The organism is Micropruina glycogenica (assembly GCF_900289045.1).
Taxonomy (GTDB): domain Bacteria; phylum Actinomycetota; class Actinomycetes; order Propionibacteriales; family Propionibacteriaceae; genus Micropruina; species Micropruina glycogenica.
The window spans coordinates 2617574-2640453 of sequence record NZ_LT985188.1 but is presented as its reverse complement, the minus strand read 5'-3'; the positions used below and the strand labels follow the sequence as shown (position 1 = coordinate 2640453).

The 22880-nt window shown below is 68.7% G+C and carries 19 protein-coding genes and 1 tRNA gene; 7 read left to right on the top strand and 13 right to left on the bottom strand.

Features of this window, described 5'->3' with window-relative positions; all coding sequences use genetic code 11:
* Positions 1 to 5: 5 nt before the first annotated feature.
* From MPLG2_RS12430 to MPLG2_RS12415, 4 genes are all read right to left on the bottom strand, one after another.
* Positions 6 to 1943, bottom strand: coding sequence for an ABC transporter ATP-binding protein (locus MPLG2_RS12430; RefSeq protein WP_173909627.1), 1938 nt, complete (start codon positions 1941 to 1943; stop codon positions 6 to 8).
* Positions 1940 to 3676 (bottom strand): ABC transporter ATP-binding protein, encoded by a 1737-nt coding sequence (locus MPLG2_RS12425; RefSeq protein ID WP_105186407.1) that lies wholly within the window; start codon positions 3674 to 3676, stop codon positions 1940 to 1942. The genes MPLG2_RS12430 and MPLG2_RS12425 overlap by 4 nt, the downstream gene beginning before the upstream one ends.
* Positions 3670 to 4263 carry a TetR/AcrR family transcriptional regulator gene (locus MPLG2_RS19040; protein ID WP_231935647.1) on the bottom strand — a complete coding sequence of 198 codons (594 nt, stop codon included), beginning with the start codon at positions 4261 to 4263 and terminating at the stop codon, positions 3670 to 3672. Before MPLG2_RS19040 ends, MPLG2_RS12425 begins: the two co-directional genes overlap by 7 nt.
* A gap of 76 nt (positions 4264 to 4339) precedes the next feature.
* Complete coding sequence (locus tag MPLG2_RS12415) at positions 4340 to 5044, bottom strand: 4'-phosphopantetheinyl transferase family protein (protein WP_105186406.1); 705 nt, start codon at positions 5042 to 5044, stop codon at positions 4340 to 4342.
* Between the two features lie 220 nt (positions 5045 to 5264).
* Here MPLG2_RS12415 and MPLG2_RS12410 point away from each other — a divergent pair, with 220 nt between their 5' ends.
* Both MPLG2_RS12410 and lysS read left to right on the top strand, forming a co-directional pair.
* Positions 5265 to 6911 (top strand): ABC-F family ATP-binding cassette domain-containing protein, encoded by a 1647-nt coding sequence (locus MPLG2_RS12410; protein ID WP_105186405.1) that lies wholly within the window; start codon positions 5265 to 5267, stop codon positions 6909 to 6911.
* 252 nt (positions 6912 to 7163) lie between these two features.
* Complete coding sequence (gene lysS / locus MPLG2_RS12405) at positions 7164 to 8630, top strand: lysine--tRNA ligase (protein ID WP_197710188.1); 1467 nt, start codon at positions 7164 to 7166, stop codon at positions 8628 to 8630.
* Positions 8631 to 8790: 160 nt separating this feature from the next.
* On the opposite strand, the gene MPLG2_RS12400 is transcribed toward lysS, so the two are convergent.
* The 3 genes from MPLG2_RS12400 to MPLG2_RS12390 form a co-directional block, all read right to left on the bottom strand.
* The gene (locus tag MPLG2_RS12400) at positions 8791 to 9951 is read right to left on the bottom strand and encodes a hypothetical protein (RefSeq protein ID WP_158681145.1); all 1161 of its coding nucleotides are present in this window, start codon (positions 9949 to 9951) and stop codon (positions 8791 to 8793) included.
* Between the two features lie 10 nt (positions 9952 to 9961).
* Positions 9962 to 11713, bottom strand: a complete 1752-nt coding sequence (locus MPLG2_RS12395; protein WP_105186402.1) for an outer membrane protein assembly factor BamB family protein — start codon at positions 11711 to 11713, stop codon at positions 9962 to 9964.
* A 181-nt stretch (positions 11714 to 11894) separates the two neighbouring features.
* Entirely contained in the window at positions 11895 to 12185 is a 291-nt protein-coding gene (locus MPLG2_RS12390; protein ID WP_105186401.1) for a cell division protein CrgA, read from the bottom strand.
* Positions 12186 to 12225: 40 nt separating this feature from the next.
* On the opposite strand from MPLG2_RS12390, the gene MPLG2_RS12385 reads away from it, so the two are divergent.
* Both MPLG2_RS12385 and MPLG2_RS12380 read left to right on the top strand, forming a co-directional pair.
* On the top strand, positions 12226 to 12987 hold the full coding sequence (locus tag MPLG2_RS12385) for a DUF881 domain-containing protein (protein ID WP_231935646.1): 762 nt from the start codon (positions 12226 to 12228) through the stop codon (positions 12985 to 12987).
* Positions 12988 to 13182: 195 nt separating this feature from the next.
* The gene (locus tag MPLG2_RS12380; protein ID WP_105186399.1) at positions 13183 to 13815 is read left to right on the top strand and encodes an aminodeoxychorismate/anthranilate synthase component II; all 633 of its coding nucleotides are present in this window, start codon (positions 13183 to 13185) and stop codon (positions 13813 to 13815) included.
* Here the strand turns inward: MPLG2_RS12380 and pknB are convergent.
* Genes pknB through MPLG2_RS12350 form a run of 6 tightly spaced genes read right to left on the bottom strand, consistent with a single transcriptional unit; the run spans position 13812 to position 21241 of the window.
* Complete coding sequence (gene pknB, locus MPLG2_RS12375; RefSeq protein WP_105187652.1) at positions 13812 to 15578, bottom strand: Stk1 family PASTA domain-containing Ser/Thr kinase; 1767 nt, start codon at positions 15576 to 15578, stop codon at positions 13812 to 13814. The genes MPLG2_RS12380 and pknB overlap by 4 nt on opposite strands.
* Before the next feature lie 58 nt (positions 15579 to 15636).
* The gene (locus MPLG2_RS12370; RefSeq protein ID WP_105186398.1) at positions 15637 to 17052 is read right to left on the bottom strand and encodes a peptidoglycan D,D-transpeptidase FtsI family protein; all 1416 of its coding nucleotides are present in this window, start codon (positions 17050 to 17052) and stop codon (positions 15637 to 15639) included.
* Entirely contained in the window at positions 17049 to 18656 is a 1608-nt protein-coding gene (locus MPLG2_RS12365; protein ID WP_105186397.1) for an FtsW/RodA/SpoVE family cell cycle protein, read from the bottom strand. Before MPLG2_RS12365 ends, MPLG2_RS12370 begins: the two co-directional genes overlap by 4 nt.
* A 2-nt stretch (positions 18657 to 18658) precedes the next feature.
* Positions 18659 to 20056, bottom strand: coding sequence for a PP2C family protein-serine/threonine phosphatase (locus MPLG2_RS12360; protein WP_105186396.1), 1398 nt, complete (start codon positions 20054 to 20056; stop codon positions 18659 to 18661).
* 2 nt (positions 20057 to 20058) lie between these two features.
* The gene (locus MPLG2_RS12355) at positions 20059 to 20538 is read right to left on the bottom strand and encodes an FHA domain-containing protein FhaB/FipA (protein WP_105186395.1); all 480 of its coding nucleotides are present in this window, start codon (positions 20536 to 20538) and stop codon (positions 20059 to 20061) included.
* Positions 20531 to 21241 carry an FhaA domain-containing protein gene (locus MPLG2_RS12350; RefSeq protein ID WP_105187651.1) on the bottom strand — a complete coding sequence of 237 codons (711 nt, stop codon included), beginning with the start codon at positions 21239 to 21241 and terminating at the stop codon, positions 20531 to 20533. Before MPLG2_RS12350 ends, MPLG2_RS12355 begins: the two co-directional genes overlap by 8 nt.
* Before the next feature lie 323 nt (positions 21242 to 21564).
* Between MPLG2_RS12350 and MPLG2_RS12345 the strand changes: the two genes are divergently transcribed.
* The 3 genes from MPLG2_RS12345 to MPLG2_RS12335 all read left to right on the top strand — a co-directional run bounded on the left by MPLG2_RS12345 (position 21565) and on the right by MPLG2_RS12335 (position 22875).
* Positions 21565 to 21647 (top strand) — tRNA-Leu (locus MPLG2_RS12345).
* A 656-nt stretch (positions 21648 to 22303) separates the two neighbouring features.
* The gene (locus MPLG2_RS19465) at positions 22304 to 22669 is read left to right on the top strand and encodes a hypothetical protein (protein ID WP_231936048.1); all 366 of its coding nucleotides are present in this window, start codon (positions 22304 to 22306) and stop codon (positions 22667 to 22669) included.
* Entirely contained in the window at positions 22654 to 22875 is a 222-nt protein-coding gene (locus MPLG2_RS12335) for a PEP-utilizing enzyme (RefSeq protein ID WP_231935645.1), read from the top strand. The genes MPLG2_RS19465 and MPLG2_RS12335 overlap by 16 nt, the downstream gene beginning before the upstream one ends.
* The last annotated feature ends 5 nt before the right edge of the window (positions 22876 to 22880 follow it).

Sequence of the window (22880 nt, the reverse complement as noted above, 5' to 3'; positions counted from 1 at the left end):
CGACCTCAGGCCGCCTCGTCTTCGTCGTCGTCCAACCCACCCGCGAACTGGGAGCGGTACAGCCGCGCGTACGCCCCGCGTGCGGCCAGCAGTGCCTCGTGCGAACCCTGCTCGACGATCGCGCCGTTCTCCATCACCAGAATCGTGTCGGCGTCGCGAATGGTCGACAGCCGGTGCGCGATCACGAACGACGTGCGCCCGCCCCGCAGCGCCTGCATGGCCTGCTGCACCAGCAACTCAGTGCGGGTGTCGACCGAGCTGGTCGCCTCGTCGAGAATCAGAATCGCCGGGTCTGACAAGAACGCCCGTGCGATGGTGATCAACTGCTTCTCACCGGCCGAAACGTTCGAACCCTCGTCGTCGATCACCGTGTCGTAGCCATCGGGCAGCGAGTGCACGAACCGGTCGACGTAGGTGGCCTCGGCGGCGGCCAGAATCTCGGCCTCGGTGGCGGTCGGACGGCCGTAGGCGATGTTGTCGCGAATGGTTCCGCCGAACAGCCACGCGTCTTGCAGCACCATGCCGATATTGGCGCGCAACTCCGGCCGAGGCACGTCGGCGATGTTCACACCGTCGATGGTGATGCGGCCCGCGTCCACTTCGTAGAAGCGCATCAGCAGGTTCACCAAAGTGGTCTTGCCCGCCCCGGTGGGGCCGACGATCGCGACGGTCGCGCCCGGCTCGGCGATCAGTGACAGGTCGGTGATCAGCGGTTTTTCGGGGTCGTAGCTGAACGACACGTGGTCGAAGTCGACCCGGCCCTGCAGCGGCACCGGCAGGGACTCGGTGCCGTCTGCCGACTGCTCGGGGGCGTCCATCACCTCGAACACCCGCTCGGCCGACGCGACGCCCGACTGCAGCAGGTTGGTCATCGACGCGAGCTGCGTGATGGGCTGGGTGAACATGCGCGAGTACTGAATGAACGCCTGCACCGCACCCAGGGTCATGGTGCCGGCCGCCACCCAGACGCCGCCGATCACCGCGATCAGCACGTAGCTGAGGTTGCCGATGAAGAACACCGCCGGCATCACGATGCCGCTGATGAACTGGGCCCTGAACGACGCGTCGAACATCTCGTTGTTGCGTTCGGCGAACCGGGCCGCCACCTCACGCTGGCGGCCGAACACCTTGACCAGCGAGTGCCCGGTGAACGCCTCTTCGACCTCTGAGTTCACCTGACCGGTAGCGCGCCACATGTCGGCGAACCGCTTCTGCGACCGCTTCATCACCTGCGCGGTCACCAGCACGGTCAACGGCACCGAGATCAGCACCACCAGGGCCAGCGGCGGCGACAGCCAGAACATCAACGCCAGCACGCCGATCACGGTGAAGATGTTGTTGAGCATCTGCGCCAGGGTCTGCTGCAGCGACTGGGCGATGTTGTCGATGTCGTTGGTCACCCGGCTGAGCAGCTCACCGCGCGGCTGGCCGTCGAAGTAGGTGATCGGCAGCCGGTTGAGCTTGGTGGCCACCATTTCACGCATGCGGTAGACGGTGCGCTGCACGATGTCGTTGATCAGGAAGCTGGCGAACCACAGCACCACGCCGGCGATCACGTAGACGCCCAGCGCCTGCCAGATCACCGTGGCCAGCGCCGCGAAGTCGATGCCGCCGCCGGTGGCGCCGGCGAAGATCAGGTCGGTGCCCTGCGCGAGAATAGCCGGGCCGATGGCGTTGCCCAGGGTGGCCAGCGCCGAGATCACGATCACCACGATGATCAGGTTGCGTTCGGGCCGCATCATGCCGAGCAGCCGCTTGGCGGACGGCACGAAGCTGACGGCCTTTTCGGCGCTGCCGAGCCCCTGCATGGGGCCGTGGCCCATGCCGCGTTGCGGGCCGTGCTTGGGCCGCTCGTTGGCGGTGCGGGGCACACCCGAGGTGTGGGCGTCGGGGTTCGGTGCGCCGGTCTCTGCGACCGGCCGGGGGTCGGTGCGCTCGGTCATGCCGCGGCCTCCTCAGCCTTGAACTGGGACTCGACGATCTCGGCGTAGGTGGGGCAACCGACGACCAGTTCGTCGTGCGTGCCCACCCCCACGATGCGGCCGTCGTCGAGCACCACGATGGTCTCGGCGTCGCGAATGGTCGAGACGCGCTGCGCCACGATCAGCACGCCCGCGTCGGCGGTCTCGCCTTCGAGGGCGGCTCGCAGGCGGGCGTCCGTCACCACGTCGAGGGCCGAGAACGAGTCGTCGAAGATGTAGATGTCGGGCTTTTTCACCAGCGCCCGAGCGATCGACAGCCGCTGCCGTTGGCCGCCTGAGACGTTGGTGCCGCCCTGGGCGATGGGGGCGTCCAACTGCCCGGGCATCCTCTCGACGAAGTCGGCCGCCTGCGCGGTGCGCAACGCCGCCCAGAGTTCGTCGTCGGTGGCGTCCGGCTTGCCGTACCGCAGGTTCGACGCGACCGTGCCGCTGAACAGGTAGGGCTTCTGCGGTACCAGGCCGATGCGCGACCAGAGCAGGTCGGGGTCGAGGTCGCGGACGTCCACGCCGTCGACCAGCACCCGGCCGCCGGTGACGTCGAACAGCCGCGGAATCAGGTTCACCAAGGTGGTCTTGCCGGCGCCGGTGGAGCCGATGATGGCCGTGGTCTGGCCGGGCCTCACCTCCAGATCGATGCTGCACAGCACCGGTTGCTGCGCGCCCGGGTACTTGAACTCGACGTCCTGCAGCTGCACGTGGCCGTTCTGGTGCACGGCGCGCACGGGGTGGGCCGGCGGCACGACGGACGAGTCGGTGTCGAGCACCTCGGCGATACGGCGGGCACTGACGGCGGCGCGGGGGCCGATCATCAGCATCATCGTGGCCATCATCACGCTCATCAAAATGGTGGTCAGGTACTGAATGAAGGCCAGCAGCTGCCCGGTCTGCAACGAGCCGTCGGCCACCCGAAACGCCCCGAACCAGGTGACGCCGATGGTCGACACGTTCATCACGAAGAACACGAACGGGAACAGCGTCATCATGCGCCGGCCGACCCGGGTGGCGGTGTCGGTGAGCTCGGCGTTGGCCACGGCGAAGCGGTCGGTTTCGCGGGGCTCGGCGGTGAACGCACGAATCACCCGCAGCCCCGAGATCTGCTCGCGCAGCACCCGGTTGATGGTGTCGATGCGGGTCTGCTGCTGGGCGAACAGCGGCATCATCTGGCTGATGATCACGCCGATCACGGTGCCCAGAATCACCACGGCGACGGCGATGGTCCAAGTCAGGCCGGGGTCTTCGCGAAAGGCCATGATCACGCCGCCGACCATCATGATCGGGGCGGCGATGATCATGAACGACGTCATCATCACCAACTGCTGAATCTGCTGCACGTCGTTGGTGGTACGGGTGATCAGGCTGGGGGCGCCGAACGTGGCCACCTCGCGGCCCGAGAAGTCGAGGGTGCGGGCGAAGATCGCCCCACGCAGGTCGCGTCCGAACGCCATGGCTGAGCGGGCACCGAACCAAACGGCGCCGATCTGGCCCGCCATCTGCAGCACGCTGACGCCCAGCATCACCGCGCCCAGCCGAACAATGGTGCCGGTGTCGCCGGTGGCGATGCCGTCGTCGATGATGCGGGCGTTGAGGGTGGGCAGGTAGAGCGCAGCGGCATTGGCCACCAACTGCAGCAGCAGCACCAGCGCCAGGGGGCCGTAGTAGGGCCGCAGGTACTCGCGCAGAACGCGAATCAGCATGACGCCTCCAAGGTGATCGGGGCCGCGATCCCATGCAGGATCAGCCGGGCAAGGTTACGCGGTTCGCCGTCGTCGGGGCGATCCATCATCGGCATTTCGGCCGCGAACGCCATGGCCGAGACGACCCAACAGGCGGTGGGGGTGCCGACGGCCAGTTGGTCGTCGAAGCGGGCCAGCACGCGGGCGATGGCCTGGTCTACGGGCCGGTGAAAGTCGCCGTGCGGCGGCTTGCGCGGGTTCTTGTGCGGGTGTGGTTCGCTGAGCGCGCTCATCAGCAGCCGGATCTGCTGAATGCGGGTGCTCAGCGCCTTGATCACCCAGGTGACCGTGTCTTCGAGGTCGAACTCGGCGGGAATGGCGTCGATCGCCGCCACCACGGGTTCGGGGGCCATGCAGTCTTCGACCACCGCGTCGATCAGGTCTTGCTTGGTGCCGAACGCCCGAAAGATGGTGCCCTCGGCGACGTCGGCGCACTCGGCGATCTGCCGGGTGGTGATGCTGGTGCCGTACTCGAGCAGCAGCGGACGGGTGGCGTCGATCAGCGCTCGGCGCCGCTCGTCGGGCGTCATGGGATTCGCTCGTGCCATGCGCGCCAGCATAGTGAGTGAGTGCTCACTCATTCAAGTGGGGCAGCGTTCTTGTGGCCGAGGGCACACACCCCGACTACCCGTCCGGGCGAACGCCGGGATCTCGCCGGGTGACCACCGCGCCGTGGAACCCGGCCGGTGTGGGCAGGTCTCGCAGCGCGAACCCTGCCGGGCTGCCGACCGGTTGCTGGCCGGCGCCCAGGTGGTCGAGGGACGGCTCGCGGCCCAGCCCGATGCCGAGCGCCTTCAGGTGGGCCTCGTGCCTGGTCCACGCGCGGCCGAACGCGACCGCCGGGTCGGTGGCGGCCGCGACCTCGCGCTGCTCGTTCGGGTGCAGCCAGCCGACCAGGTCGGGCCACGCATCACTCGGATCGCCCTCGACGTCGACACCCACCGGCTGCGCAGCCAGAGCGATCGCCACCAGGCCGCGGGTGTGCGACACAGAGAACTCGACGCCGCCGCCCACGACGACGGGCCGTCCGTGCGGGCCCCCGCAAGCCGGGCACGGTGCCCGGTGCCAGGCGACCTCGGCCGGTCGGCGGTCGAGCGCCGCCCCGACGATCACGCGGCAGGCCAGATGTGCCACCTGAAACAGCCGTCGATCGTCGTCGCGCACGAAGCGTGCGGCCCGCGCGCCCTCGTCGGCGTCGAGCCAACCCACGCCGCGAGCCAGGGTGTCGTTGTGCACCAGTGAGGGGTCGATCAGCCACACCCGCGTGCCGTCGGGCCATGACGCGGTGGGCGGCGTCAGCCGCTGCTCATCGGCCAGTGGATCGCCCACCGTCAGCTCTTTCGCGCCCAGCCGTCCGGGCGTCGACGCAGCAACCCCGCCGGCAGATCCATGGGAGCAGTTTCGCGGTCGACCCCGTCGTTCGCCAGTACCGTCAGCGATACCCGTCGGGATGGAGCCGTTTGACTCGCCCCGCCCCGATCGAGCACCCTGGACGCCATGTGGATCTGACCTCTCGCCCTGCTTCAACTCAGCGATCGAGGTCTTCGTCATGCACGCATCCCTACATCTCAGCGGCGTCGCCGCATCGTTCGGTGCCCGTCCGCTGTTCGCCGGGCTCGACCTGGTGCTCGCCGCCGGCGACGTCACCGCCCTGGTCGGCCCCAACGGTGCCGGCAAGACCACCCTGCTGCGCATCGTGGCGGGCGTTCATCAGCCGGACGCAGGCAGTGTGCGGTTCGCACCGCCCGACGCCACCGTGGGCTACCTGCCCCAGGCGGTGCCTTCGGCTGCGGAGTCGATTCTGCAGTACGCCGCCCGGCGCACGGGGGTGGCCGAGGCCCAGCGCGCCTTCGAGCACGCGGCTGAGGCATTGGCCGGGGCGGACGGCGCGGCCGACGAGCGCTACGACCAGACGCTGGCCCGCTGGCTGGCCCTCGGCGGGGCCGACCTCGAGACACGGCTCGCGCAGGTGGTGGCCGGGCTCGAACTCGACGTGGCCCTCGACCGTCCACTCGGTTCGCTGTCGGGCGGGCAGGCGGCGCGGGCCGCGCTGGCGTCCATTCTGGTGAGTCGCTACGACGTGTTGCTGCTCGACGAACCCACCAACAACCTCGACGCCGACGGGCTGGCGGCGCTGACCGGTTTCGTCGCCGAGGTGAACGCACCCGTGCTCATCGCCTCACACGACCGGGCGTTTCTCGACGCGGTGGCCACGTCGGTACTCGAACTCGACGAGGCGCAGCAGCAGGTGAACCACTACGCCGGCGGGTGGAGCGACTACCGCGCCGCGAAGACGGCGGCCCGGCAGCAGGCCGAAAAGGCCTACGGCGACTACACAGACCAGCGCACCGCCCTGATCGAGCAGGCCCGGCGCAAGACGGAGTGGGCCGGCAAGGGCCGGGCCAAGGCGGCGAAGCTCGGGCCGGGCATGAAGCTTGAGAAGAAGTACCGCGAAGACCGGGCGCGTCGCATGGACCAGCGGGCCGCCCGGGTGCGTGACGCGGTCGAGCGGCTCGACGAGGTCGAGCAGCCGCGCAAAGAGTGGCAGTTGCAGTTCGCGATCAGATCCGCGCCGCCGTCGGCCGAGGTGGTGACCACCCTCGATTCGGTGATTGCCCGCAATGGTGACTTCACCATTGGGCCTTTGACGGCGCAGGTGCTGCGCGGCGACCGGGTGGCGCTGGTGGGTGCCAACGGCAGCGGCAAGACCACGCTGCTGCAGGCGTTGTTGGGCGAGCGTCCGGTGGCGTCGGGACGCATCTCGTGGGGCACCCGCGTGCAGTTGGGTGTTCTCGATCAGGCGCGCGCGGGCATTGCCGGCGAACGTTCCCTGGTCGACGAAGTGGCTGCGTCACTGAGCGAGACGGACGCCGGGGCCGTCCGCACCCTGTTGGCGAAGTTCGGGCTCGGCCCCGACCACATCGCCCGAGCGTGCGACAGCCTGTCGCTGGGCGAACGCACGCGCGCGGCGCTGGCGGTGCTGCAGGGGCGAGCGGTCAACGTGCTGGTGCTGGACGAACCCACCAACCACCTCGACGCCGCGGCCATCGATCAACTGCAAGAAGCCTTGCTGGCCTTCGACGGCACACTGTTCATCGTCACCCACGACCGGGCGCTGCTCGACGCGCTGGCGCCGAGTGTGGTGTGGAGATTCAGCCGCAGCGAACAGGTCGGCTCGGTGCGGCCCGACGCATAGTCCGCCCGGCTCAGCCGCGTCATCGCGGCTCAGCCGTCCCGTCATCCCGGCTCAGCCCACCCGTCACGCCGGCTCAGCCCATCCGTCACGCCGGCTCAGCCCCGTCATCCCGGCGAACGCCGGGATCTCTGCGGCATCGGCAGCACGAGATCGCGTCCCTGCCCGGCCCAGCCATGGTCGGGACGGTCCTTATGCCGCCGCTAGAATCCACCGGTGACCACGCCGACCGAAGACTCGTCCCTGCCCGAGCAGTTGCAGGTGCGTCGCGACAAGCGCGCCCGGCTGCTGGCGGCCGGCAACGATCCGTACCCGATCAGCGTCGACCGCACCCACTCGGCCGCCCAGGTGCACGCCCAGTGGGGCCACTTGGTGGCCGGCGATGAAACCGACGAGGTGGTGGGCGTCAGCGGCCGGGTGGTGTTCATTCGCAACACCGGCAAGCTCTGCTTCGCCACCTTGCAGGACGGCTTCACCCGCGACGATTCGGGCACCCGGCTGCAGGTGATGATCTCGCTGGCAGAGGTGGGCGAGCAGCGACTGGCCGACTGGAAGGCCGATGTCGACCTCGGCGACTTCGTGTTCGTCAAGGGCAAGGTGATCTCGTCTCGGCGCGGTGAGCTGTCGGTGCTGGCAACGGAATGGCAACTGGCGTCCAAGGCGCTGCGGCCTCTGCCCACGCTGCACAAAGACCTGGGCGAAGAAACCCGGGTGCGCCAGCGGTACGCCGACCTGGTCGCCAGGCCCGAGGCGCGTGACATGGTGCGCACCCGGGCCACCATCGTCCGCTCGATTCGCGAAACACTCCACGATCAGGGCTACCTAGAGGTCGAAACCCCGATTCTGCAGTTGGTGCACGGCGGTGCCGCGGCCCGTCCGTTTCGCACTCATCTGAACGCGTTCGACATTCCGATGACGCTGCGCATCGCCATCGAGCTGTACCTCAAGCGCGCCATCGTGGGCGGCGTCGACCGGGTGTACGAGATGGGTCGCATCTTTCGCAACGAGGGCATCGACAGCTCGCACTCGGCCGAGTTCACCATGCTCGAGGCGTACCAGTCGTGGGGCGACCAGTTCACCATCGCGACGATGACGCGCGACCTGATCGTCAACGCGGCGGACGCCCTGGGCGTCGAATCCGTCGACACCCCAGCCGGCGAGGTGCAGCTGACCGGCGACTGGGCCTGGGTGTCGGTGTACCCCGGCCTGTCGGAGGCCCTGGGCGAAGAAATCACCCCCGACACGTCGGTGGAGCGGCTGCGCACCATCGCGGACGCCCGGGGCGTCGAGTACGACCCGGCCTGGATCGACCAGAAGTTGGTGCTGGAACTGTTCGGCGAGATCGTCGAACCCACCCTGGTGCAGCCCACCTTCGTGAACGGCTACCCTGCGATCGCCCAGCCGCTGGCCCGCAACAACCCCGGCGATGCGCGGCTGGTCGAGGCCTGGGACTTGATCATCGGCGGCGTCGAGCGCGGCACCGGGTTCTCTGAGCTGATCGATCCGGTGATTCAGCGCGACGTGCTGGTGGCCCAGTCGCTGAAGGCCGCGGCCGGTGATCTCGAAGCCATGCAGTTGGACGAGGACTTTCTGCGCGCACTCGAGTTCGGCGCCCCGCCGATGGGCGGCATGGGTCTGGGCATCGACCGCACGATCATGCTGTTCACCGGCGCCGGCATTCGCGAAACGATCCTGTTCCCGCTGCTCAAGCCGCACAGCTGACCGGTGTTTCGTCATTCCGGCGGAAGCCGGAATCTCGGTCGGGGACGAGGCGGGTCTGGTGCGGTCGAGAGATCCCGGCCTTCGCCGGGATGACGGGGGAGGACGACGCCGGAAGCGCCTGCCGGGACGGCTCCACTCGTGCGTCGGCAGGCGCCGTGCGTCAGGCGGTGGCCTTCGCCGGTAGCAGCGTGTTGCGGTTGACCAGCAGGGCGGTCGCCCACACCACCGCCGCCAGAGAGAGCGGCAGAATCAGCATGGCCAAGCGGCCGTCTTGACGCCAGGCCAGCACAGAACCGAGAAGACCCACCGCGGTGACCAGGCCGAGCCCGACCAACAGATTGCGTTGCGAGGCCGAGAACCACGGCGCCTGCAGCACCAGCCAGCCCAACGCCGGCACCAGCAGCAGCAGGAGGGCTACCAGCCATGGCACTCCGACCCACCAGGTCGCCAGGCTGAGCGCCACCACAACCACGGTGACGACCCCGAACCACACCAGCCCCACCGACTTCGACGACGCGTACGCCCGCTGCGCCACCAGATCGTCGCCCGGGCTCGCCCACGCGTCGATCGCCTTCCACCACCCATGCCCAGACAACGCCGACCGCGACTCACGGGTCGATAGCCGAACGATCAGGGTGTAGATCACGTCGACCACGACTGGCAGCACGGGGGCGATCACCATGGCCGGTGACGCGTTGCCGAGCCAGGCCAGAAAGGCCAGGGCCAGCCCGAGCCCGCCCAGCATCGGGCCCAGCGCACGATCGAACCCACTCGCCGGTGGCGTGAGCACCACCAGCGGCACGGTCACCGCCGCCACCAGCAGCGCCAGCCCGCCCAGGCCGGGGTTGGGCAGGCCCAGCGCCACCAGCACCAGGTACGCCGAGCCCAGCAGGCCGAGCAGGGCCGGTACGCGCGGGGCGTCCGAAAGCTGCGCGGCGCCCACCCCGAAGACGATCACGTTGAAGCCGAGCACGCCGATGACGGCCGCCATCGCAGCCGCCGACGCGAACAGGTCGCCGCGTCGCCATTCCACCACCAGCACGCCCAGAATCAGCACGCCCTGAACGACCAGTCGCAGCAGCCAGTGCACCGACCGTGCCGCCAACACCGCCTCGACCAGGCCGAGCGCCAGGGCGCCCGGCAACACGATCATCACCAGGGTCGTGGCGCCGCCGAGCGCCCACAGGGCGAGGCCACCGGCGGCCGAGCCGAGCAGCACCGCGAAACCTGAGGCCACCAGCGGCGTGGCTCGCCGCTTCGACCAGATCAGCACCCCGGTGGTGACCGCCAGGCCCAGCAGACACGCAACAGCAACAGCCATGACGCTCACCTCAACTGACCTTGATGCCGAAGATCTTCTGGTCGTAGCTGGCCACGACGATCATGTTGTCGTACACCGCCACCGACGCCTCGACGTTGGCCCCGAGCGAGATCGAGGTGTAGTCGCGTCCGGTGGTGGGGTCGAACAGATGCAGCAGCCCGGCCGAGTCGCCGAACACGCCGTACTCGTGACCGTCGGCGCCGTGAATCAGCACCGGCGAACTCCACGAGTAGTGCGACAGGTTGCGCGACCACGCCACCTGCCCCGTGCGCCGGTCGAGCGCCACCATCGTGCCCTCGGACGGCGCCGTGGTCTTGCCCACGTTGAAGAACACCAGGTCGCTCACCTCGCCCTGGCCCAGCAGCGGCGTCGACAGCAGCCCGCCCTTGACGTGAAAGTCGTAGTAGGCGGGCAGGTCGTACTGCCACACCACCTCGCCGGTCAGGCCGTCGATCTTGCGCAGGTTGGCCACCTGGTCTTTGCGTTCGGCGCCGCGCCAGCCCACCGAGTTGCCGGTGTACAGGTACGGGTGCCCGGTGGAGTCGTCGAGCACCGGCGTCGAGTCGGAGTTGTCGCCCAGCGCCCGCGCCCAGACGATTTCGAGCGTGCGGGCGTCCCAGCAGATCATGTTGCCGTCGTTGTCGGTGGCCCACATCAGGTTCTTCCAGGCAGCCGCCGAGCTCTCGATGCCGTACTGCCGGCTGATCGGCGTGCGGTAGGTCATCTTGGTCAACGCGGGCTTCACCGACACCGTGCCCGCCTTGGCGTCGAACTTCGCGTTCAACTTGGCCTTGTAGACGATGCCGTTCTCGCCCGGCTCGACCAGGGTGTCGGACGCCCGGTCGACCAGCGCCGATGAGTCGAAGGCTCCCCAGCCGACCGGATCCTGCCGGTGCGACACCTCGTCGGTGCCGCTGATCGTGGCCACCTCTTTGTTCTGAATCAGGTCGAAGATGTGGTAGTTCCAGGGCCCCTTGTCGTTGCCGTTCTCGTTCAGCCCCTGGCCGGCGTACAGCAGCGGGTAACCGCGCGGGTCGATCGAGCCGGTGCCCTTGAAGCCCCACTTGCCCTCGATCTTCGGCCTGGTGACCGACCCGTCGGCCAGGCTCAGCCGGTAGACACTGCCGTCGAACACCGGGTAGATCACCTCGACGAAGTTGGCGTCGGCCACCGCGGCGGCCGGCAGCTTCATGGCCTGCTTGGTGTCGGTGGGCCACTTCACCAGCAGGGGCTGGCCGGTCCAGCCCGCCCCGGGAAAGTACGAACCGTCGGCGCTGACCGCGCCGATGTCGTGGGTCCAGGCGATGGTGAGCTTCTTGTCGGTGATCTGCGCCGTGCCGTAGCTGGGGGCCGAGCGGGCGTTGTTGCCGCGAAAGGTCAGCACGCCCGGAACGTCGGTGTACTCGCTGCCCGACCCCCACGCGACCTGCTCTTTGGGGTCGTAACGTTCGAGCGGTTGGTTGTTCTGGTCGTACACCGACCACGTGATGTCACCGTTGGCACCCAACAACGCACGCCCGAACGTTGCGTTGCCCAGCGCCTCCGGCGGCTGGTAACCGGGAATGTCGGTGAGCGCCAGCGCTGCCCGCTTGGTGAGTGCGGTGCCGGGCGGCTGGCCGGGGGTCGGACGGCTGCCCGTCACGATGGTGTCGCTGCCGGCGCAGGCCGTCAAAGACACCGAGAGGGTGATGGCGAGCGCCGCACGCGCGGCCAGGCGCAGCCGCGCGGCACGTGCCGATCGTCGGGGTCGAGCAGAAGTCACGAGAACACCGTAGGTGCCGCGCCCGACAGGTTCGGTTCGACGGGGGGAGTGTCGGCGAGCTAGTTGGGTGGAGTCTCACCGAAGGCAGCTGCTGTGGTCACCCGGTCGAGAACAAAGTGAAGGATCGTGGCCCAACATCGGCCCACGATCCTGCGCATTGTTGCTCGGGTTTGCTCGAGAGCTACTTCCAGAGCGTGGCGATGGCGAACGCGGCGGCCATGCAGCCCATGCCGATCAACACGTTCCAGCCGCCCAGGTCGCTCATGAACGGAATCAGGTGCCCGGCGATGTAGTAGACCACCAGCCACATCACGCCCAGCAGGCCGACGGTGATGAACGTCGGCGGAACCCAGCGTCGGCTGCCCGGCGCGGCGACGTGCCGCTTGCGGTCGGCGCGCTTCTCGGCGGCCGCGGTGGCGGTGGCCTGCTTCTTCTTGTCGACGGCCTGCTTGCGCGCTTTGGACTCGGGCATGAGCCATACTCTACCGGGCTGGCTGCCTACACTCGTCGGTGTGAAGCGACGGTGGGTGCGGGCCTGGGCGCGCCTGCGTCGTGCCGCCTCACGCTCGTCCGACGTCAGGGTCGGACGACGGCTGCTCAGCATCGCGGTGTGCCTGTTCGCCGGCTTCATGATCGCCACCAGCGCCATCAACGCCGGCGGCGCCGACCTGAGGCCCAACCGCAACACCGACCTGGCCGGCCTGGTGGCCGCCGAGTCGAAGCGCAACGCCGAACTGGCCCAGAAGGTGGCCGAGTTGCGCAAGGACGTCGACGGCCTGGCCAAGACCGACGCCGGCAGCATTTCGGAGCAGACCATGACCGATGCGGCGGTGATCGCCGGCCAGACGCCGGTGCGTGGCCCGGCCGTCGTGGTGACGCTCGACGACGCACCGGCGGGGGTGCGTCCGGCCGGCGTGAGCCCCGAGTTGCTGGTGGTGCATCAGCAAGACATTCAGGCCGTGGTGAACGCGCTGTGGACCGGCGGCGCAGAGGCCATGACCATTCAAAGCCAGCGGGTCACTTCGCGCACCGGCGTGAAGTGCGTCGGCAACTCGGTGGTGCTGCACGGCGTGCCGTACGCGCCGCCGTACGAGATCGTGGCGATCGGCGACCAGGCCCGGCTCGAGCAGGCACTGGCCGACTCGGCGGCGGTGACGATCTACCGGCAGTACGTGGACGCCTACGGCCTGGGCTTCAGCCAGCGCCGCGAGGCGGAGGTGACCCTGCCCGCCTACCGCGGCAGCCTCGACATCGAGGCCAGGCGGATCGGCTGACTCATCCCATCATCCGCCATCGGTCATTCCGGCGAAGGCCGGGATCCCTTGCTTGCGTTCAGTTGCGCATAGTGGGGTTCGCCCTGTCCCGCCCCGGGTCAGCCTCACCGGCGGGATCTCGGGCGGTTTGCGCTGTCAGGTCCCACCAGAAGCGGCGAGGTGATTGATGTGAACGGGTGCGCGACAATGTGACGCATGGCCCGCATTCTGGTGATCGACAACTACGACTCGTTCGTCTACAACCTGGTGCAGTACCTGGCGCAACTGGGTGCCGAGGTGGACGTCTGGCGCAACGACGACCCCCGGTTCGCCGACGCCGATTGGGCGGAGGCCTACGACGGGGTGCTGATCTCACCCGGCCCGGGCACACCCGAGTCGGCGGGGGTGTGCATCGACGTGGTGAAGAGCCACGGCGGCCGGGTGCCGATCTTCGGGGTCTGCCTGGGGCTGCAGTCGATCGCGGTGGCCTACGGGGGCGTGGTGAACCGAGCGCCCGAACTGCTGCACGGCAAGACGTCGGCGGTGTTCCATGACGGCACCGGCGTGTTCGCCGGCCTGCCCAGCCCGATCACCACCACGCGCTACCACTCGCTGGCGCTCGACCCGGCCACGGTTCCCGCCGACCTCGAGGTGACCGCCCAAACCGAATCGGGCGTGATCATGGCCGTGCGGCACCGGTCGCTGCCCGTGGAGTCGGTGCAGTTTCACCCCGAGTCGGTGCTCACCGAGGGCGGCTACCAGATGCTCGCCAACTGGCTGGCCGTCTGCGGCGACCCGGACGCCCCGGCGCGCGCGGTGGGGCTCACGCCCCTGATGGCGGTGCGTTAACCCGTCTCGCTCGGGCTGGGCGACGCCGACGCGCTGGGTGACGGCGAGGCGGGCGCCTTGGCCAGCACCAGCTTGATCTTCTGGCTGCGCTTGATCTCGGTGCCCACCGCAGGGTCTTGCGAGAACACGAAACCCTCGGGCTGCGCCGAGCTCTCTTCTTCGCTGAACGTCACCGAGAAGCCCATGCGGTCGGCCTGCGCCTGTGCGGCAGCCTTGTCGAGGCCGAAGAAGTTCGGCACCGTGCCGGTACCCGGGGCGTAGGTGATGGTGATCGGGGTGTCGAGGGCGACCGTCGCACCACCGGACGGGTCGACGCTCAACACCGTGTTCGCCTTCGCCGTGCTGGTGGTGTCGACCTTGGTTTTCACGTTCGAGAAGTCGAGATCCTTCAGCGCCTTGGTGGCGTCGGTGAGTGATTTGCCGACCAGATCGTTGGGAATCGTGGCCTTCTTGGGCCCGACGTTCACCTGAATGGTCACCGTCGAGTTCACCGGCACCTTGACCCCGGCCGGCGGATCCTGACCGATCACCCGTCCGACGGTGTCGTCATCGGCGCCCACCACCTCTTTCACCACCACCTGCAACTTGTTCTCGAGCAGCGTCTGCTGGGCGGCCTCGCTGCGCTGGTCGGTGACCGCAGGCACGGCGACCGTCTCGGTGCGGGCGTCGGGGTTGAAGAACAAGAACGCGCCGTAGCCGATGCCCAGCACCAGCAGAAACGCCACGACACCCCAGATCCACGCGCCCTTGCGCCGCGGCTCTTCGACGGCCCGCTGCGGAATCGTCTGGGTGTCGGACGCCGTACCCGCGCTGGTCGGCGACGCGTCGAGGTCTGCGGTGGGCAGCACCCGGGTGGCCTCGCCAGCACCCACCGGCACCGCCAGGGGAACCGTGGGCGCCACCGCCTTCACCGCGTGCCCGTTCAGCAGCCGGTTGATGTCGTCACGCATCTCGGACGCCGTCTGGTAACGGTCGGCGGGGCTCTTGGCCAACGCCTTGAGCACGATGGCGTCCATGCTCGCCGTCACCAGCGGGTCGAGCTCGCTCGGCGGCACGGGTTGTTCGCGCACGTGCTGGTAGGCCACCGACACCGGCGAATCGCCACGGAACGGCGGCTGGCCGACCAGCAGTTCGTACAGCAGGCAGCCCGCGGAATAGATGTCGCTGCGCGAGTCGACGGTCTCGCCGCGAGCCTGCTCGGGCGACAGGTACTGCGCGGTGCCGATCACGGCCGCGGTCTGCGTCATGGTGGCCGAGGTGTCGGCCACGGCACGGGCGATGCCGAAGTCCATCACCTTCACCCGGCCGCTGCTGGTGAGCATCACGTTGGCGGGTTTGATGTCGCGGTGCACGATGCCGGCCCGGTGCGAATAGGCCAGGGCGTCCAGCACCCCGGCGGTGAACTCCAGCGCCCGGTCGGGCAGAATCTTGCGGCCGTCGCGCAGCAGTTCGCGCAGCGTGTGCCCTTCGACCAGCTCCATCACGATGTAGGGAATCGAGACGCCCGACGCCTCGTCCTTCTCTTCGCCGGTGTCGTAGACGGCGACGATGTTGGGGTGGTTCAGCCCCGCCGAGGCCTGCGCCTCGCGCCGGAACCGGGCCTGAAAGATGGGGTCGCCGGCCAGGTCGACGCGCAGCAGCTTGACCGCCACCTGCCGGCCCAGCCGGGTATCGCGGGCGCGGCGCACCTCGGCCATGCCGCCACGGCCCAGCGGGCTGCCCAGTTCGTAGCGCCCCCCGAGCACCCTCGGTTCGTCGGCCATCAGTGCGTCCTCTTCTCGTCGGTCGGGGTCCATTGTGGCCGACCGGCACCAGTCGCGGTCATCGCAGGGCCTCGATCACGGCCTTGGCGATGGGTGCCGCCACCCGTCCGCCGGCCACGTCGGTGGCCTCCATCTCGGCGTCCTGCACGAACACGCACACCGCCACGTCGGGGTCGTCTGCCCAGGCGGTGAACCAGGCGTAGGGGGTGCGCACGTTGTCGGAGTTCGCGGTGCCGGTCTTGCCACCCACCGTGACCCCCGAGATCTTCGCCCGCCAGCCGGTGCCGCTCTCGACCACGCCGACCATCATCTGGCGTAGCTTGGCCGCATTGGCCGAACTGGTGGCCAGGCTGAGCTGCGACGGACGGGTCTGGCTGAGCAGTTGCAGATCGGCCGAGCGCACCGAATCGACCAGGTAGGGCTGCATCACGATGCCGTCGTTGCGAATGCCGGCCGCCACCATGGCCATCTGCAGCGGCGTGGCGGCCACCTCGAAACCACCGATCGCGGCCAGGCCGGTCTGCGGCTCGTCGATCTCGTCGGGGAACTTGCTGGCCACCGACGGAATGTCTGAGAGCGGCTTGACGCCGAAGCCGAACTTCTCGGCCTGCTCGCGCAGGGCGTCCGAACCCAGCTTGACGCCCAGCCGGGCGAAGGCCGAGTTGCAGCTCAGTTCGAGCGCCCGCTTCAGCGTCTGGCTGTCGCCACAGGTGGTGCTGATGGTGGTGTTGGTGCCGGGCAGCTTGTACGAGGAGGTGTTGAGCACGCTGTCGGGCTCGTAGCCGGCATCGAGCGCGGCGGCCGACACGACCAGCTTGAAGGTCGAACCCGGGGGAAAGATCTCGCGCACCGCGCGGTTCGACATCGGCTTGGCCTTGTCACCGTTGAGGTCTTTCCAGGCAGCCGTGGCGTCCGACAGCTTGTGGGTGGCCAGATCGTTGGGGTCGAAGGTCGGCGAGGTGACCAGCGCAAGAATCGCACCCGTGCTGGGGTCGAGCGCCACCACCGCACCTTTCAGCGAGCCCAGCGCGTCCGAGGCGGCCTTCTGCGCCTTGGCGTTGAGCGTGGTCTGCACACTGGCGCCGCGCGGCTTGGCGCCGGTGGCCAGGTCGATCAGCCGGTTGACGAACTGCGAGTCGTCGCTTCCCGACAACTGCGAGGTGTAGCTGCGCTCGAGCTCTGAGCTGCCGTAGTTGTAGCTGAAGAAGCCGGTCACCGACGCGTACAGCTCGCCCTGGGGGTAGCGCCGCTGAAACTTGTACTGGTCTTTGCTGGCCACGGTCTCGGCGATCGCGGTGTTGCCCACCAGAATCGCGCCGCGGTCTTGCGCGAAGGCGGCGTCGGTCACCCGGCGGTTCTGCGGGTTGGCGTTCAGCGAATCCTGGCGCGCCAGATAACTGACGCACACATTGATCAGCAGCGCCATGGTCATCAGCATCGCCACCAGGGCGACCCGGCGGATCGGACGGTTCACGGCAGCCTCCCCTGCGGGTTGGTGTCGTCGGGATTCCACGTCTGGGCGGTGCCCGACGGGATCGCCTGGGTGGGTTCGGCGTCGGGTGAGCCGGTGGGCAGGGCCTGGGTGAGCTCGTCGCCGGTGCCGGACGGGTCGGCACCGACCGGCACTGCCTGCGTGGGCTCGTCCGCGCTGCTGGGAGACTGGGACGGGGTTAGCGCCGTACGCGGGTCGGTCGCGGCGGCGTCCGGACGCGAGGGCACGGCGATCACCTGCGTGGTGTCGTGGGCGAGCGACTGCAGCGGCTCATTGGTCTGGGCCTGCGGCATGCGCACCCGGTGGGTGACGACGATGAGCAGCGCCATCATGGCGTAGTTGGCCACCAGCGACGAGCCGCCCTGACTGACGAACGGAGTCGTCAGGCCGGTGAGCGGCAGCAGCCGGGTGACGCCGCCGATGATGGCGAGCACCTGCAGCGCGAACACGAAAGACAGACCGGCGGCCAGCAGCTTGCTGAACGGGTCGCGGGCGGTCAGGGCGGCGCGCAGGCCGCGCATGGCGATCACCCCGTACAGCACGATGATGGCCATCAACCCCGCCACCCCGATCTCTTCGCCCAGCGCGGCGGCGATGAAGTCGTTCTTCGCCAGCGGGGTCAGGTTGGGCCGGCCCAGGCCCCAGCCGGTGCCGAACAGTCCGCCCCACGCCATACCGAACTGGCCCTGAATGATCTGGTAGTTCTGGTCCCAGTCGCTGAAGGGGTCGAGCCACGCGTTCACCCGGGTCTGCACGTGGCCGTAGAATCGCCAGCCCAGAAAGGCGCCGATGCCGAACAGCAGGGTGCCCAGAATCGGCCAACTCGGCCGCTCGGTGGCCACGTAGAGCATCATCACGAACAACCCGAAGAACAGCAGCGACGTGCCCAGGTCCTTCTGGTAGATCAACACCGCCAGGCTGGTGAGCCACATGATGATGATCGGCCCGAGGTCACGCGCTCGGGGCAGGTCGATGCCGGCGAAGCGCGCCCCGGCCAGCGCGAGCACGTCCTTCTTCTCGACCAGGTACGACGCGAACGCGACCGTCAACACGATCTTGGCCAGTTCTGCGGGCTGAAAGCTGTAGGGGCCGATCTTGATCCAGATGCGGGCGCCGTGGTTCTCGAAACCGATCACGGGCAGCAGCGGCATCAGCAGCACGATCATGCCGGCCAGAAACGTGAGGTAGGGGAACCGTTGCAGCACCGCGTGGTCGCGCAACAGCACCAGCACCAGCACGAAAACCGCAACCGCGATAGCCGTCCAGGTGAGTTGCAGCTCGGCCGAGTGCATCACCGGGCTCGAGGCCTGATCGAGCCGGTAGATCATGGCCAGGCCCAGGCCGTTCAGCAGGTACACCAGCGGAAACAGCAGGGGGTCGGCGTACGGGGTGCGCCAGCGAATCACCAGGTGGGCGGCCAGCCCGATCGCGACGTACGCGCCCACGCCCCACCACCACCGGTCGGGCAGGGCCTCGTAGAGGTTCAGGTTGGTCAGCACGAAGGCGCCGACGCCCAGGCCCATAGCGAGTATGAGCATCACCAGTTCGACCCCGCGCCGCTTGCGGAAGACGACGACCTCGCCCATGGTCAACAGTCCTCGGGCGCCTGGGGGGTGTCGGCGCTGGGCGTTACGGACGGGGTGGGGCTGACCGTGGGCGAAGGGCTGGTTGACGGGGTGGGGCCGGCCTTGCCCGTGGCGGTCGCGCTCGTCGAGGGTGACGGGCTGGCCGAATCGGACGGGGTGGGCGCCGCGGTGGCGGTAGCCCTGGCCTCGCGCTGGGCGATGCACCGCTGAGCCAGCACCCGCAGCTCTTCGGTGGTGGTGGCCGCGGCCTGCAGGTCGGGCACCACGATCGCCGAGCGCACCTTGTCTTGGTAGAACAGCGGCAGGTCGCTCACCTTGGTGTTGTGCACCTCGATGGGCGTGCTCAGCCGCACCCCCAGCACGGTGTCGGGCAGGCCGCGAAACACCGTCACCAGATCGTCGTTGGCGCCCACGTAGTACTTGGTCTGCACGTAGCCGTACCAGCCGAACAGCCCGCCGCCGATCACCAGCACAGGCAGCACGATGCCCAGAATCACCTTCACCCAAGCACCGCCGCGGCCCTTGGTGGTGGGCTGGTAGCGGGCCAGTTCGGCCTTCTCACGGGCGCCCGGGTCGGGCCGTGGGCCGGTGGGGATCTGCCGGGTGTCGTCGATGTCGTCGGCGGCGACGTCGAGGTCGATCTCGGCGGCGGCACCGAGCACCATGGTTTCGCCGGCCGGGCCGTCGTCGACCACGTCGGCCAGAATGATCGTGATGTTGTCGAGGCCGCCCTCGGCGTAGGCGATCTTGACCAGGCTGTCGACCACCTGCTCGGGGTCGTCGCCGCCGATCACCTCGCCGATCGCGGCGTCGGTGACCATGCCGCACAGGCCGTCCGAACAGATCAGGTAGCGGTCGCCGGCCTGCACGTCGGCCATCTCGAGGTCGGGGGTGTGCGTGGGCTGGCCGTTGAGCACCTTCAGGATCAGCGAGCGGTGCGGGTGCACGAGCGCCTCGGCCTCGGTGATGCGTCCGTCGTCGACCAGGGTCTGCACCCACGAGTGGTCGCGGGTGATGCGTTCGAACTGGCCGTCGCGCAGCCGGTAGGCACGCGAGTCGCCGATGTTGGCCACCGCCAGCCGTTCGCCATCGAACAGCAGGCCGCAGACGGTGGTGCCCATGCCGTCCAGGGACGGGTCGAGCGACACCAGGTCGCGAATGTGGTCGTTGGCCCGGGCGATGGCGCCCTTCGCCACCTCGAGCATGTCTTTGCCGGCGAGGTCGGCGTCGGTCTGGCGCAGTTCGTTGATCGCCACCGCCGAGGCCAGGTCGCCGGCCGCCGCGCCGCCCATGCCGTCGGCCACCATCAGCATGGTGGGCGAGGCGTAGGCCGAATCCTGATTGTTCTTTCGCACCAGGCCGACCTCTGAGCGGGCCACGTAGGCCAGGGTGAGCGCCATGACTACGACTCCACCACCATCAGGGTGCGCCCGATGCGCAGCGTGTCGGCGGTGGTGAAGGGGGTGGCGGACGTCACCCGCTCGTTGTTCACGTAGGTGCCGTTGGTCGAACCGAGGTCTTCGACCATGTAGCCGTCGTCGGTGCGCACGATCTGGGCGTGCCGGGTCGACACGTAGTCGTCGTCGAGCACCAACTGGCAGTCGGCGGCGCGTCCGATCTTGATGCCGTCACCGAGCGGCAGCGTGAGTCCCTCTTGTTTGCCCTTGCTGACCCGCAATTGGTTGGGCAGCGACTTCGCCGCGCGGCCGCGCGGCTTCTTCTGCTTGCGCAGTTCGGCGACGGGCTGCAGCTCGCCGACCTCGTTCGTGGCCAGCTTGCGGCCGAACATGTCGGTGCGAATCACGTTGCCCACGAAGAGCACGAACAGCCACAGCAGCGCCAGGAACAGCAGCTTCAGGGCGAGGACGACGAGGTCAGACATCAGAGCCCGGCGAGGTGATCGAGATGCGGGTGGAGCCGATCTCGAAGCGGCTGCCCGCACTGAGGGTGGCGTGCCGCACCCGTTGGCCGTTGATCACGATGCCGTTGGTGGACCCGAGGTCTTCGATGGTGATCTGCTGCTCGCCGTCGGCCCCCTGCACGTCGATGCGGGCGTGCCGGCGCGAGATGCCCGGGTCGTTGATGCGCAGGTCGGCCTCGGTGCCGCGGCCGAGCACCACGCCCGGCGGGTTCAGCGGGTGCCGCACGCCGTTCACCTCGATCACCAGGTTGGCGCGGCGGATCTGGCTGGACGAGGCGTCCGAGCCGTCCACCCCGGCGACGGCGGCACTGGTGACCGTGAAGCGTCCGGTGGGCAGGCTGTCGTCCAACTCGTAGTCGATGGTGACCGGGCCGTTGAAGATGTAGCCCTTGTCGGCGGCGTAGTCGCGCAACTGGGGGATGACCTCTGAGTTGAGCATCTTCGAGTAGGGCGCCAGCCGGTCGTGGTCGTGCTTCGAGAGCTGCACGGTGAAGTCGTTCGGCACCAGCTTGCGCTCACGGTTGAGCAGCTTGGCCTCCGTGTCGAGTTCGCGCTGCAGGCGCGCGGTGATCTCGACGGGCTGGACGTCGCCCTTGAACGCGCGCGCGAAGACGCCGTTGACGGCGCCCTCCAGTTTTTTCTCGACGCGATCGAAGACTCCCATGCGCCCCAGAGTAGTGGAACGCCCCTGAGGCAGGCGTTCGGCGGTCGGTGGTGTTGAGGTGGAGTTGCGGGTGCTGGACGAGAAGTTGAGGGTGGCGGCACGGGCGGGGGCGCGCACCGATGCCGGCATCAGTGCCCGCTGCCGGGTCACGTCTCACCTGCCACGTTATGACACGGCATCAGTTCACCAAGGCTGCACTACGGATCGATACCGGCATCGGTGACGCCGAACCGGAAGACTCAGGGGGTGAGGCATCCCACCCTTCGGCGCATGGGCACCCTCTGCGCTGTGCTAATCTCTTCCGGGTCGCCGTGAGGCGATACGCGCGAGTGGCGGAATGGCAGACGCGCACGGTTCAGGTCCGTGTGTCCGAAAGGACGTGGAGGTTCAACTCCTCTCTCGCGCACCGTAAGGTGTAGTTAACTCGGCAATGAGCACACCGCCTGATGGCTCCATCGTCAGCGCCACGCTGAGACTACCGACGGCGCAAATTGCGCGCCGACTGGGCCCGAGGATCGTCAGAGCGCGCTTTGATCAGAGCCGAAGTGCGCAGTAAGAGGCGGGGTCCACGCCAGCCTGATCGAGCCGGTTCACATCCTGTTGCCGCGCCGTTGACGATGGGTAGGCGTTTCGCCCCTCAGACTTGTCAGCGAACTTCGGAGGACGACCAGGTCGAGCTTCATCCGCGACCTCGCGGCCCTCGACCGTCGTCCACCCCCGACGCGGGCGGCAAGGCGGCCAGTCTCGGCGAGCGGATCGGGGCCGGCTTCCCGATCCCGTCGGGTTTCGTCGTCACCACCGCCGCGTACGCCGCGTACCTGAAGAGCTCGGATCCGGGCCCCGTCCGTTCACTTCTCGAATCGCTGGTACGAGACGACGCCTTCGTCGACGCAGAGATCGAGTCGACCCGGCAGGAGTCGGCCTACGCCGCCGCCCGCGCCGAAGCCGAGGCGAGGCTGACCGCCCGCGAGTTGCGCCGGCTGCAGAGCGCGGTGGGCCGCGTCCGTGCCGGCATCCTCATTCGTGAGGAGAGCGCGTTCCTGGTCGACCGCGGTGCTGCGGATGATCGCGCTCAGGCTGGGCGCGGCCCTGGTCGACCGATCGGTCCTCGAACGGGCCGACGACGTGTTCCTGCTATTCCTGGACGAACTGGCCCTTGTGAACGATCCGAGCGACCTCGGCGCCACCATCGCTCGCCGGCGGACGGCGTTCGCGCGGCTGGAGACGGCCTACCGAGAAGGTGTGCCCTGGCCGGTGGCGATCGGTGCCGTGCCATCACCAGAAGAAGACGAGCGGGTCTCACCTGACGGTGCGGCGACCCTCACCGGCGTCCCGGCCAGTCGCGGCACGTACGTGGGCACCGCTCGATCGTCACCTCCCCGGCAGAGTTCGGGCACCTGGCCGGGGGCGACGTGCTGGTGGCTGTGAGCACCTCGGCGTCCTGGACGCCGCTGTTCCAGATCGCCGGCGCCGTGGTCACCCAGATCGGCAGCCCCGCCTCCCACGCCGCGATCGTCGCCCGGGAGTACGGCGTTCCCGCCGTCGTCGCCCTCGACCGGATCACCGCCCGATTGGTCGACGGCCAGCGCGTCCGGGTGGACGGCACTCGCGGCACGGTGACCATCGTCGACTGAACGCC